The 13,171-nt window shown below is 33.9% G+C and carries 10 protein-coding genes; 2 read left to right on the forward strand and 8 right to left on the reverse strand.

What is annotated here, in order from left to right; all coding sequences use genetic code 11:
* Positions 1-31: 31 nt before the first annotated feature.
* Entirely contained in the window at positions 32-574 is a 543-nt protein-coding gene (locus OCV48_RS05395; protein WP_021983863.1) for a DJ-1 family glyoxalase III, read from the reverse strand.
* Positions 575-753: 179 nt separating this feature from the next.
* Between OCV48_RS05395 and OCV48_RS05400 the strand changes: the two genes are divergently transcribed.
* On the forward strand, positions 754-1,218 hold the full coding sequence (locus OCV48_RS05400) for a CYTH domain-containing protein (protein ID WP_147591342.1): 465 nt from the start codon (positions 754-756) through the stop codon (positions 1,216-1,218).
* 159 nt (positions 1,219-1,377) lie between these two features.
* The gene (locus OCV48_RS05405; protein WP_147591343.1) at positions 1,378-3,150 is read left to right on the forward strand and encodes a glycoside hydrolase family 13 protein; all 1,773 of its coding nucleotides are present in this window, start codon (positions 1,378-1,380) and stop codon (positions 3,148-3,150) included.
* Here OCV48_RS05405 and OCV48_RS05410 read toward each other — a convergent pair.
* From OCV48_RS05410 to proS, 7 genes are all read right to left on the reverse strand, one after another.
* The gene (locus OCV48_RS05410) at positions 3,143-4,243 is read right to left on the reverse strand and encodes an HD-GYP domain-containing protein (RefSeq protein WP_021983866.1); all 1,101 of its coding nucleotides are present in this window, start codon (positions 4,241-4,243) and stop codon (positions 3,143-3,145) included. The genes OCV48_RS05405 and OCV48_RS05410 overlap by 8 nt on opposite strands.
* 1 nt (position 4,244) lies before the next feature.
* Positions 4,245-6,482, reverse strand: a complete 2,238-nt coding sequence (locus OCV48_RS05415) for a bifunctional diguanylate cyclase/phosphodiesterase (RefSeq protein WP_262559140.1) — start codon at positions 6,480-6,482, stop codon at positions 4,245-4,247.
* A gap of 86 nt (positions 6,483-6,568) precedes the next feature.
* Complete coding sequence (locus OCV48_RS05420; protein WP_147591345.1) at positions 6,569-7,177, reverse strand: pseudouridine synthase; 609 nt, start codon at positions 7,175-7,177, stop codon at positions 6,569-6,571.
* A gap of 117 nt (positions 7,178-7,294) precedes the next feature.
* Positions 7,295-8,323, reverse strand: coding sequence for a lysylphosphatidylglycerol synthase transmembrane domain-containing protein (locus tag OCV48_RS05425; protein ID WP_021983869.1), 1,029 nt, complete (start codon positions 8,321-8,323; stop codon positions 7,295-7,297).
* A gap of 31 nt (positions 8,324-8,354) precedes the next feature.
* Entirely contained in the window at positions 8,355-10,991 is a 2,637-nt protein-coding gene (locus OCV48_RS05430) for a heavy metal translocating P-type ATPase (protein WP_262559144.1), read from the reverse strand.
* 174 nt (positions 10,992-11,165) lie between these two features.
* A complete protein-coding gene (locus tag OCV48_RS05435; RefSeq protein WP_021983871.1) occupies positions 11,166-11,429 on the reverse strand; it encodes a metal-sensing transcriptional repressor in 264 nt (87 codons plus the stop codon).
* A gap of 223 nt (positions 11,430-11,652) precedes the next feature.
* Positions 11,653-13,086, reverse strand: coding sequence for a proline--tRNA ligase (proS, locus tag OCV48_RS05440; protein ID WP_147591347.1), 1,434 nt, complete (start codon positions 13,084-13,086; stop codon positions 11,653-11,655).
* Between the last annotated feature and the right edge of the window lie 85 nt (positions 13,087-13,171).

The raw sequence follows: 13,171 nt of genomic DNA on the forward strand, positions 1-13,171 counted from the left end.
TAATTCGCACCTTTCTAACACGATATATGCATTATACTAACTGTATCTTCTCTGCTATTGAATCAGCCTCATCTTTACTCTTTAATATCGCAACTAATTCAAGTCCCATATCAATAGCAGCACCTAATCCTCTTGCTGTTGTTACATTTCCATCTGTTATGACTTTCTCACGTTTATAGGTTGCACCTTTTAACGAATCTTCATATCCCGGGTAGCAGCTTACTAACTTACCTTCTAAGATTCCGAGTTCTCCTAAGATACTAGGAGCTGCACATATTGCCGCAAGTCTTTTGCCTTTATTATTAAAATCTTTAATATTAGCCACTAATGTCTTGCATGCTGCAAGATTAGGTGTTCCAGGTATTCCTCCTGGCAGGAATATTAATTCTGCTTTATCAAAATCTACATCTTTAATTAAAGCATCTGCCTTAATTACAATGTTATGCGAACTTTTAACTTCATAATTATCTGAGACCGATACAGTAACTGTCTCAATACCAGCTCTTCTTAATATATCAACTACCATTAATGCTTCTACTTCTTCAAAACCATCTGCTAAAAATGCGTATACCATAATTTTTTCTCCTTTTCCATAGACTTAGCCTTATAACACTGACAGTATAACATATTCCTGATATTTTTTCATCATTTTAGATTTTTTTTATTATTTAAATATACATTTTTCAAGGCTTATATGTTAAAATATTCTATATAAAAAATCGTAATACCAAACGGAGGTTGGTGTAAAAAATAATGGAAATAGAAAGAAAGTTTCTAATTACAAGTTTACCTGACAATTTAGAATTATGCAGATTTCATCTTATAGAACAGGCATATCTGTGTACAGAGCCGGTAGTCCGTATCCGTAAAGAAGATGACACCTATTATCTTACTTACAAATCAAAAGGCTTACTATCCCGAGAAGAATATAATCTTCCGCTTACTGCAGATAGTTATTCCCATCTGCTTAAGAAAGCTGATGGGAATATAATTACTAAGAAACGTTACCTGATTCCTTATAATAATTACACAATCGAATTAGATATATTTGAAGGAATATTTAAGGGACTTATAATCGCAGAAGTCGAATTCAGCTCTGAGGATGAGGCTAATTCTTTTAGTGGTCCTGAATGGTTTGGCGAAGATGTAACATTTTCGAGCAAATTCCATAACAGTACCCTTAGTAAATTACAAAATCAAAGTGAACTTGAATTTTAAGAAATGAGGTTAGTGTGAAAAAATAATATTGATACACTTATTTTTCACACTGTTATTTGCTTCAGAGCAAAAGCAAATAGCTTTTATGGCAGAAGAGAAATCGCCTGTGCAAATTTCTCTTCGTCTCTTCACAGCAAGTCGCTCAGAAAAGAGGTAAATATGAATTTAGCAGCTATATATCATCGTTGTACTGATAACTACTGTTATTGTCTCGATGATGACAATATTATTATTTCAATTAAGACAGGATATGACGTTGACAAAATAACACTTTGTTATTGTGATCCTTTTTCTACAGGTATTATGGGTTCTAACAGTCGCTATAAAATTGAAACAATCGAGATGACGGATGTAAAATATCTTGAGCATCACATCTTCTGGAGTATTAAGATTGCACCTAAGTATAAACGTCTTGCATATCATTTTATTATTGAAAATGAAAACGAGAAGTATCATATGTATGAGGACCGTTTCTATACTCCTGCCGAACTTAAGAATTTCAAAGGTCGTGAACAGGTATTTATGTTCCCATGGATGAATCCTTCTGATATTATAAGAACTCCTGACTGGGTAAATGACACTGTCTGGTATCAGATTTTCATTGACCGGTTCTGCAATGGCAATCCTGACATCAATCCTAAAAATGTTAAACCATGGGGTTCTGCCGATAAACCTGTTAAATATAATGACTATTATGGTGGAGATATCAAGGGAATCACAAGCAAACTTGACTATCTTGCCGACCTTGGAATTACAGGTCTTTACTTAACTCCTGTATGTAAGGCTAAAAGTAATCATAAATATGACACTATGAGTTTTACAAAGATTGATCCACACTTTGGTACTGATGAGGATATGATTGAACTCGTTTCTGATGCCCACAACCACGGTATTCGTGTAATGATGGACGGTGTATTTAATCATACTGGTATATTTTTTAAACCTTGGCAGGACATTTTGCAAAATGGTCCTGAGTCTAAATATTATGACTGGTTTATGATTAATTCATGGCCTTTTAAGAATACTGGAAGGTCCTCTGATTCGAAGTCAGGCAACTACTATACTTTCAGCTTCTATGATGGTATGCCTAAGTTAAACACTAATAATCCGCGAGTAATCAGATATATTATCAAGGTTCTTAAAAGCTGGATATTAAAATATGATATTGATGGTATACGTCTTGATGTGGCAGGTGAAATTTCCCATACATTATGCAAAGAGATTCATAGGGAATTAAAGGCTCTCAAATCTGATTTCTATATACTTGGCGAGTTATGGCACGACAGTATGCCTTGGCTTCGTGGTGATGAATACGATTCTGTAATGAATTATCCTTTCGGAGACAGTATTGATGCTTTCTGGCAGGATTCTAAGAAATCTTCTACTGATTTATTATATGCCATAAACAGATGCTTCACTATGTATCCTGAGCAGGTTAACCGCGTATTATTCAACCTTTTAGACTCTCACGATACTATTCGTCTCGCAACTAAATTAAATAATATTCATATATTCTATCAGCAATTAGCAGTATTATTTACAATGCCCGGAACTGTATGTATATATTATGGTACAGAAATAGCTATGGAGGGTAGTTACGACCCTGACTGTCGTCGTTGTATGCCTTGGAATAAAATTAACCGCGGTGAATATCATGACAGAATTTCTCTTATGAAATCACTTATTGCACTTCGTAACGATAATCCTGCGTTTAGAAGTAATCTGTATAAATTTATTAATATACCTGATAATCCGAGAATAATCTGTTATGAAAGATTTACCGATGATGGCAAAAATAAAATAACCGTCGTACTGAATTGCAGTACAAACGATTATTCTATTACATTTCCTAAGAAATCTGTTCTGTTCTCAATAAATTACAAAAATGAACTTCTTCTTCCGAACGGAATATTAGTCTACACAACTAAATAAGTTTAGCAATTTTAATAGATTTGTCCTTGGACAAATCTATTGCTTTGTTATTAGTCGATAATACAACAGGTCTGCCTAGCGAAGTACTATTAATCATTATTATCTTTCCCTCTGTTCCATCAGTAAGAAGAACTGTACTCCCCACATATAACAATGCTATTTTCTGAAGAAATATCATAAGATATCCCGGTTCAAATATATCGATACACATTTCAAAATATTCGATAACATCAAACGGTGACATTCCCTCTCTGTATACACGATTCGCCGTCATTGCATCATATACATCTGCAATCGCCACAATTTTTGCCACATCATCTATCTGGTTTCTCTTTAATCCCTGTGGATATCCCGAACCATCGCATTTCTCATGGTGCATTAATGCAGCATTTCTTATCCTGTTATCAACCGGCTGACTCTTAAGTATCTCATAGCCTAATATCGGATGCATTTTTATAATTCTATATTCCTCATCAGTAAGTCGTGATGGTTTCGCAATAATCTCTTTAGGTATCTTAATTTTACCAATATCGTGCAGAAGTCCTGCTGCCGTTAATAATTCAACATCTTTCGCACCATATCCCAGCCATCCAGCAAATACATTGCATATCAGCGAAACACTCATAGAATGTGCGAATGTTAAATCATCATAACCTCTCATACAGCTCAAGATATCCATAAGATTATATCTGGAACTATTAGAATTAATGACTTTCTTAACGGATTCTAACAATCCATTTATATCGATTTCTTCATTCTTGTATACAACTTCATTTAACTTATTACTAAGTTCGTCAACGGATTCTTCAAAACTATATCTGAATGTCTTAAAATCTTCTGATTGTTTTATCTTCTCGAAATATCCTGATTCCTCACTTCTCTCATAAGCACTGCTTTCCATAAATATATCATCTATATCAGATTTCACAATAATTTTAAGTACAACTACATCATAATTCTCAAGTTTCCTTATTATCTCTTTATCAAGCACTGTACCAAAAGGCGCAATGAGTCTGCCTTTAGTATCATAGACATCCCCCGCAAGTTCCATGCCTTCTTTCGCTTCCGAAATAAGTATTCTCTTAACTGCCATACTACAATGCCCCTTTCGTCATCTTTTTAATATATTCTTCCGATGAAATTGGTCTTGAGAAATAATATCCCTGTATCTCATCACAGAAAATATCTCTTAAGAACTCATACTGTTCTTTAGTCTCAACACCTTCTGCAACTATCTTCATATCAAGTAACTGACCTAATGATACGATAGTTGATACAACTATGTCACCTTTCGAATCACCAATGTCATCTACAAAACTCTTATCTAATTTCAGAATATCTACCGGAATGCTTTTAAGCATATTAAGTGACGAATAACCTGTTCCGAAATCATCCATTAGAATCTTGAATCCTGCTTTATGTAACTTATCAATTGTATCTATTAAAGCATCCGTTTCAGAGAATAATGTTGTTTCTGTCATCTCCAATTGGATATATTCAGCCGGCACATCATATTTCTTAAGTATTGCTGTATATTCTTCTATAAATCTTGAATTATATAACTGTAACTGAGACATATTAACTGATACAGGCACTACATTATAACCTGAATCTAACCATTTTCTTATATCCATACATACATGTTCAAACATATATTCATCTAATTCAACTATGAAACCATTGTTCTCAAATACCGGTATGAATTCATTTGGAAAAAGCATACCACATTCTTCATTATACCATCTTACAAGCGCCTCTGAACCTGTTAATTCACTATTTGATGAATTATATTTTGGTTGATAATACACTTTGAATTCTTCATCTTTAATGGCTTTTTCCATCATATTTTCAATTTCCTGGTCTCTAAGCTCTTTCTGTCTCAATGTATCATCATATATGGCATATACTTTACTATGCTTACCTTTAATAGATTTCTTAGTAAGGTCTGCCCTGTCTATCGCCGTATCAATATTAAAGAATTTTCTATCTACCGGATATATACCAATCGATAGAATTATCTCATAGTTCTTCTCTTTCTGGACTCCACGTTTCTGTACAGTTAACGATAACATTTCCATTCTCTTTATGACATGATCCATATCATTTGCCTTCAGGAACAATACGAACTGGTCCGCTCTGTAATGTGCAAATACTTCTCCCGTCTCCATAATGTTATTAATCTCTCCCCATATAAATCTTATAACATTATTACCTTCTTCATATCCAAAAATGTCGTTAATATATTTGAATTTATCAACATCTAAATCTACTAATGCATACTCATCTGATGCACTCTTAATAAGTTTGTCTACCTCATCTTTAAATTTTGTAAATGATTTGCCACCTGTTACCTCATCTACATATGCAATATGTTCAATCTTCTTTCTATTCTTGTTCTGAATAACTAATACCACAAGCAGGGTTGCACCGTAGATAACTGCAAATATATATACTAACTGATTAAACCTGTCTAATGACTGAGCCATATATTTATTAAACTTATCATGCGATATAATAGTAATTATCTTCCAGTCGTTCACATCCATAGGTTTAACATATGCTATCTTCGCCTTATGATATTTTATCCTTATAAATGCTGGTTCATTAGAACTTACTGCCTTAGATAACTTATCAGTTGTACGTGTTGAATTATCTAATTCTTCTAACTTATCTATAAAATTATGAGTTCTTACCTTCTTATTCTCATTCTCAGGCATCTCCTCGCCTGTTGTATCAAAAATTATAGTTCCATCATGATCTACAACCCATATATCTTTCTCTATCTCCATATCATCTTCATTAATTCCATATTCAATTTCGTCTGTGTATTTTTTGGCATAAAGAACCCCAACCACGTCTTCTTCATGTTTGATTGGTATACTATAAATATTATACTTCTTATTTTCATCAATTATTGTATTAGTAATAACGTATTCATTGTTCATCGAATTAACAAAATATTCTTCTGATGAAATATCATATTTATCCCCATTAATATCACACGCATTACCGTCTTTGTCTGCAATACCAATTAAATAAAATTTTTCACCTGTCCTAACAGACTTGATTTTGTTAACTTCTAAATCACACTTTAATTCAGATGTATCCGAAATATTTTTTGAAAAGTATTTTAGATAATAGAAATTATCAGCAATCTGTTTCTTTATGTTCTTAACTACCTGATCAGTTTCATAATTAATTTCCTTTTTCTGTATGGTGTCATATCGACCTTCCATATAACTTATATATATGCTTCCGATACTTATAACAATCGTCATCATAATAATTACTACAATAATCGAAGAAGATATTCTATTCTTGCCAATTTTCAAAGTACTTCTCTCCTTCTTGCCAAACCACATTTTATATATAAATTATACCTTATCTGGGTTAATTTATCAACAACTTAGTGTAGTATTTATTTGTTTAACAAATGAATTTCTTCTTCTGTAAACTCCCTATATTCACCTGTTTTCAAATTCTCATCAATTGACACTTCTCCTATCTGTGTCCTCTTTAGATATATCACATAACAACCTACTGCCTTCAGCATTCTCTTTACCTGATGCTTCTTACCCTCAGTTATTGTTATTTTACCTGATATAGTCTGTCCGTTTCTCGGGTTTCTTGCTGCTTTTTCAAACTTTGTACCTGCTATAAGGTTTGAAATTTCTTTAATATTGCCCGTTCCGTCAACTTCAATGCTTTCAGCCTTGAATAAATCTTTTTCCCCTATAAGTTCTACACCGCTTTGTAACTTTCTTATCTTCTCATCATCAAGAATTCCCAACGCATGAAAATAATATGTCTTTGGCACATGAAATTCCGGATGCATAAGCCTCTGATTAAATATTCCGTCATTCGTTATGATAAGAAACCCCTCCGTATCCTTATCAAGCCTGCCAACCGGATGCAGAATATGTCTCATATCTTCCGGAAAATAATCCATTACTGTTTTATGTTTCTCATCTGTCCTTGCTGTTATACAACCTTTAGGTTTGTTAAACATATAATACATTTTATCCATTGCCTCTCTTCTGATATAATATAAAAGCTTTCTTTACAAAAGCTTTTACTGTGCAATAAGTGCAATAAAATGAATTGACATAGCAATTCACTTTATCGAATCAGACTAATTTTCTGACTATTTTATCTGCATATCTAATATTTTTTTATATCTTCTTTTATCCATTATCCTTTTGACCAAAATCACAATTCCACCAATCATAAACGGAAATATATATGTAAAACAACGATACATAAGCATTACGGCTACTGCCTCTGCCTTATCTGTTACTGCTAAGAATAACACATAAAACATTGCCTCTGTTGAACCACTTGCCCCGGGTGATGGTATAACCCCTATGAGTGCTGAAGCTAAAGCAGATATACATAAACCTCTTATTATATTACTTATATCCGTATAGCCTAATACAACGCACGGAATCATATACCAACCCAGATATTTAATCATATTAAGCAGGAGAAGTTTTAACATTGTTCCCTTTTCTTTAAGCATTATCCTGCTTTCTTCCCTTAATGACTCTAATTTATTTTCTAGTAATTTTATACGTTCCTTTAGTTCAATATTCTTAATTACTTTTTCAGCTAAAAACAACAAAAAATCATGGATTTTCTTCCAGAGTACCACAGTAAGAAGTGCTATTGCTACAAGTACCGTTACAATTACGCCAAGTAATACATACTCAAAATACTCACTATAGTATTCTTTCATAATTCCATAATTTCCTATAAAGAAGATTAAACACATTAATACAATGGCAATCTTCTGGACTATATAATTAATCGTAATCATTCCAAAACTATTCTGCATCGGAACATTATATTTATGAAGATAATACATTCCGGAAGCAGCCGTACCGCTTCCGAATGTAGTCAGCCTGAAAAATGCACAATAATAAGAACATCCAACTCCCTGATACCATTTGAAATTATCATTATATCTTTTAGCCATTACATAATAGGCAAGTCCATCTGCTGCATTAAAAAATGCACTGCATAAAATTATAATAAATAATGTTGCAAATGTCATTTTACTAATCTGCTCAATTATTTCTTCTGACTGTCCGCCAAATACTTTGCAGATAACGCCTATTATTATCGCTATAAATACAATATTTATTAAAATCTTAGCTCGGTTATTCTTCTTCAATTATATGTTCACCTTTCATCTTTGGTCAGAATTATTTTTCTAATACGGCATCATATCCGGCTTCTTTAACTGCTGCAATCATAGCATCTGCTGAAACATTTTCAGGATTGTCAACTGTTACAAGTTTACTTTCTAAGTCTGCTCTAGCTGATACTCCATTTAATGAATTCAATGCTTTCTCTACGTGTGCCACGCAATTTTTACACATCATACCGTCTACTCTTAATACTATCATATTTTCTTTCTCCTTTTCAACTGTTGTTTTTTTATTTGATATATTGTTTATATTAACTTTATTATCTTTATCATTATTTTCTGAAGTTTTTATTACTTCTATGCCAATAGCATTTTTACTGTCTGTTTCCGGCTCATCTCTATCTTTCTTAAAGAATCTCAGTCTCAAAGCATTTGTAACTACAAATACACTGCTAAGGCTCATTGCTGCTGCACCGAACATCGGGTTTAGCTTCCATCCAAATGTATTATAGTACACACCTGCTGCCAATGGTATTCCTAATATGTTATAGAAAAATGCCCAGAATAAATTCTCTTTTATATTTCTGATTACACTTTTACTTAATCTGATAGCGGTTACAACATCTAATAAATCATTCTTCATCAGAATAATATCAGCGCTTTCAATCGCTACATCCGTTCCATTTGAAATCGCAATTCCGACATCCGCTCTCACAAGTGCAGGTGCATCATTTATTCCATCACCGACCATCGCAACTTTTCTTCCTGTTTTCTTAAGCTCAGAGATAACTGACTCCTTATCCTGTGGTAATACTTCAGCAATAATATCATCTAATTCAAGTGATTTTCCTATTCCATTTGCAGTAACTTTATTATCACCGGTCAGCATTATAACTTTTATTCCCATAGATTTTAGTTTTCTTATTGCTAATGGACTGCTTCCCTTAATAACATCTGCTACTGCTATAATTCCGATTAATTTACTGTCTCTTGCAAATAATAATGGTGTCTTACCCTCATTTGCCAGATTATCTATTGTATTTTTCTCATTTTCACTTAACTTAATACCATTTTCATTAATGAACTTCTCATTTCCTGTGATAAATCTGCTATTCCCTGCAAATGCTTCAACGCCTTTTCCAGATATTGCATTAAATCTTTCAAGCTTATATCTGCCCATATGTTCTTTAGAATATTCAACGATTGCATTTGCTAATGGATGTTCACTCTTCTCTTCTATTGCATATGCGATATCTAAGAGTTCATCTTCGCTCATACCAATTGCACTTATATCTGTTACGACAGGTTTACCAATTGTTATAGTTCCTGTCTTATCGAAAACCACTGTATCAATGCTATGTGCAACCTCTAATGCTTCTCCAGATTTAATAAGTATTCCATTCTCAGCACCTTTTCCCGTACCAACCATAATGGCAACAGGTGTAGCAAGTCCCAATGCACATGGGCATGAAATAACCAATACACATATTGCACACGATAAAGCAAATTCAAATGTCGCACCTGATATAAGCCATACCACAAATGTTATCACTGCGATAGCCATTACTACCGGCACAAATATTCCTGATATCTTATCTGCAATCTTAGCTATCGGTGCTTTGCTTGCGCTTGCCTCGTCTACAAGTTCTATTATCTTAGAAAATGTAGTGTCTGCACCAACTCTTGATGCCTTTACCTTAACAAAACCTGTCTTGTTAATTGTAGCTGCGATAACTTCATCACCTGCTGCTTTTTCTACCGGAATACTCTCTCCTGTAATAGCAGCCTCATCAACACTGGTACTTCCCTCTATAATAATACCATCTACAGGTATATTGCTGCCCGGTTTAACTATTACTATATCAGATACTTTAACTTCATCAACAGACACTTCTTTCTGTTCGCCATTTACCTCGATAATAGCTTTCTTAGGTGCCATATCCATAAGTTTCCTAAGTGCTTCACTCGTCTTCCCCTTAGATTTAGCCTCTAAGAATTTACCTACTGTAATAAGTGATAATATCATAACTGATGATTCAAAATATAAATCATGATGATATCTCATTACTACTTCCATATCGCCTGCACCAAGTGCATAACTCATTCTGTATATTGCAAATATTCCATATATAAGTGCAGCACTTGAACCAACTGCAATCAGGCTGTCCATATTAGGATTCAAATGAAATAATGCTTTAAAGCCTCTCTTAAAATATATCCGGTTAACATATAGAACCGGAATACACAATAGAAACTGTGTAAATGCAAATGAAACTGCATTACTATGACCTGACAGGAACCCTGGAAGCGGCAGACCGACCATATGTCCCATAGAAACATACATTAACGGTATAAGAAATGCAAACGATACTATAAGACGTCTTTTGAAATCTGCATATATTTTCTCATTAGCATCTGCTTCTCCATTAGTTTTAGTTTTATCACCAGCTTTATTAGCAGAACTTTTTCCCGCTTCATTATCTGAGACAACTTTTGCTCCGTATCCCGCCTTCTCTACAGCTTTAATAATATCATCACAACTTAAAATATTTTCATCATAGTCAGCTACCATACTATTAGTCAGAAGATTAACACTTGCAACAGATACTCCATCTAATCCGTTCACAGCTTTCTCAACTCGTGACTGGCAGGCAGCACATGACATCCCGGTTATACTAAACTTGTCTTTCATAATATTCTCCAATCCGCAGGCATATTATGCCGGAGGATTCGCGAGCAAAATTTCAGATTTTGCTCTGCGATTAAGGCTAAATGTGGTGCCTGCAACACATTTAGCTGTGAGAAAAATAATCGTATCAACATTATTTTTCTCGCTATTCTCCATTTCTGAGCGATTTTTGCAATATTATTTCGATATCTTACTTATTATTGCCATCATTTCATCAACTTTTGCATCTCTTTCTTCTTTTGTCTCTGCACAATTAATACAGCTCTTCAAATGTGCCGAAAGCACTTCCTTGTTAGTTGTATTAAGTATTGCTGAAGCCGACATTAATTGTCTGGATATGTCTATACAATATCGGTCCTCTTCAACCATTTTAATAATTCCATCTATCTGCCCTCTTGCTGTTTTAAGAAGTCTCATTACTTTATCTCTGTCTGCCTGCATTTCTTCACCTCGTTTTCTATGCAATATTGTGTAATAATTTGTTTTATTAGCCTTACGATAAATGTTTGTTATGCCCCCGGGGAGGGGTGTGTTATATTATATATAATACATTTTATTTTATTTGTCAATTAACTAAAAGCCTCACAAAGCCAATTGATTCTGACTCTATGAAGCTTTTAATAATATATTTTCTTATACTATTCTTATACCATTCTACTTTATCTTAGTATGCCTTACCCCAGTATACCATTGCTTTTGCAGGTTTACCACAGCATACACATACATCTGATAAATGCTCCTGATTAAATGGCATACATCTTGATGTAGCTGTTGTCTCTTCTTTTATCTTATCTTCACATTCCTGATTACCACACCACATTGCTTTAATAAAGCCTGGCTTATTAGCAACTGCATCTTTAAATTCTTCATAATTTGTAGCTACAAATGTATGGTTATCTCTGTGAACTCTTGCTCTTTCAAGCATTTCTTTCTGCATTGCCTCTAAGATTTCTCCGACTTTATCGTTCAATTCATCAATTGAAACTGTAATCTTTTCGCTTGTATCTCTTCTGACAATTATTGCCTGATTAGCTTCAATATCTCTAGGTCCCATTTCGATTCTTACAGGAATACCTCTCATTTCCTGTTCTGAGAACTTCCAACCAGGACTCTTATCGCTGTCATCTACTTTTACTCTGAAATTAGAAAGCATATTCTTAACTTCGTATGCCTTGTCTAACACGCCCTCTTTTTTCTGCATAATTGGAATAATTGCAACCTGTGTTGGTGCTACCTTTGGTGGAAGTACAAGACCTCTGTTATCGCCATGAACCATTATAACCGCACCGATAAGTCTTGTTGTCATTCCCCATGATGTCTGATGAACATATTTCAATTTATTATCTTTGTCTGTAAACTGTATACCAAATGCTTTAGCAAAGCCATCACCAAAGTTGTGGCTTGTACCTGACTGAAGTGCTTTACCATCATGCATAAGTGCTTCAATTGTATATGTTGCTTCTGCACCTGCGAATTTCTCTTTATCTGTTTTACGTCCTCTTACAACAGGAATCGCTAATACTTCTTCGCAGAAATCTGCATACAAATTAAGCATCTGCTGTGTTCTTTCTTCTGCTTCTTCTGCTGTTGCATGAGCTGTGTGTCCCTCCTGCCATAAGAATTCTCTTGAACGTAAGAATGGTCTTGTCTCTTTCTCCCATCTTACTACTGAACACCATTGATTATATACCTTTGGTAAATCTCTGTATGACTGAATTTCATCTTTATAGAAATCACAGAATAATGTTTCTGATGTTGGACGAACGCAAAGTCTTTCCTGTAACTTATTTAAACCGCCCATTGTTACCCATGCTACTTCAGGTGCAAAACCTTCTACATGGTCTTTTTCTCTCTCTAAAAGACTTTCAGGAATAAACATTGGCATATATACATTTTCTACGCCTGTCTCTTTAAATCTTCTATCTAATTCATGCTGGATATTTTCCCATATTGCATATCCTGCCGGTTTAAAAATCATACATCCCTTAACACTTGAATATCCCATAAGTTCTGCTTTTTTAACTACATCAGTATACCACTGTGCGAAATCATCTTCCATAGCTGTAATTGCTTCTACTAATTTCTTATCGTTTGCCATTTTATCCTCTTTTCTGTTTAATATAGAACCGGTAGTTACACTTATTATTCTTAAATGTCTAAAATTAATTCCTGATAAATGAATA

The organism is Bovifimicola ammoniilytica (assembly GCF_025567085.1).
GTDB lineage: Bacteria > Bacillota > Clostridia > Lachnospirales > Lachnospiraceae > Bovifimicola > Bovifimicola ammoniilytica.

What these genes read in the sequence shown, in the direction of transcription:
- OCV48_RS05405 (WP_147591343.1), top strand. Translation starts at nt 1,378, where the DNA reads ATGAATTTAGCAGCTATATATCATCGTTGTACTGATAACTACTGTTAT.
- OCV48_RS05420 (WP_147591345.1), bottom strand. Translation starts at nt 7,177, where the DNA reads ATGGATAAAATGTATTATATGTTTAACAAACCTAAAGGTTGTATAACA.
- OCV48_RS05395 (WP_021983863.1), bottom strand. Translation starts at nt 574, where the DNA reads ATGGTATACGCATTTTTAGCAGATGGTTTTGAAGAAGTAGAAGCATTA.
- OCV48_RS05400 (WP_147591342.1), top strand. Translation starts at nt 754, where the DNA reads ATGGAAATAGAAAGAAAGTTTCTAATTACAAGTTTACCTGACAATTTA.
- OCV48_RS05430 (WP_262559144.1), bottom strand. Translation starts at nt 10,991, where the DNA reads ATGAAAGACAAGTTTAGTATAACCGGGATGTCATGTGCTGCCTGCCAG.
- OCV48_RS05435 (WP_021983871.1), bottom strand. Translation starts at nt 11,429, where the DNA reads ATGCAGGCAGACAGAGATAAAGTAATGAGACTTCTTAAAACAGCAAGA.
- OCV48_RS05410 (WP_021983866.1), bottom strand. Translation starts at nt 4,243, where the DNA reads ATGGCAGTTAAGAGAATACTTATTTCGGAAGCGAAAGAAGGCATGGAA.
- proS (WP_147591347.1), bottom strand. Translation starts at nt 13,086, where the DNA reads ATGGCAAACGATAAGAAATTAGTAGAAGCAATTACAGCTATGGAAGAT.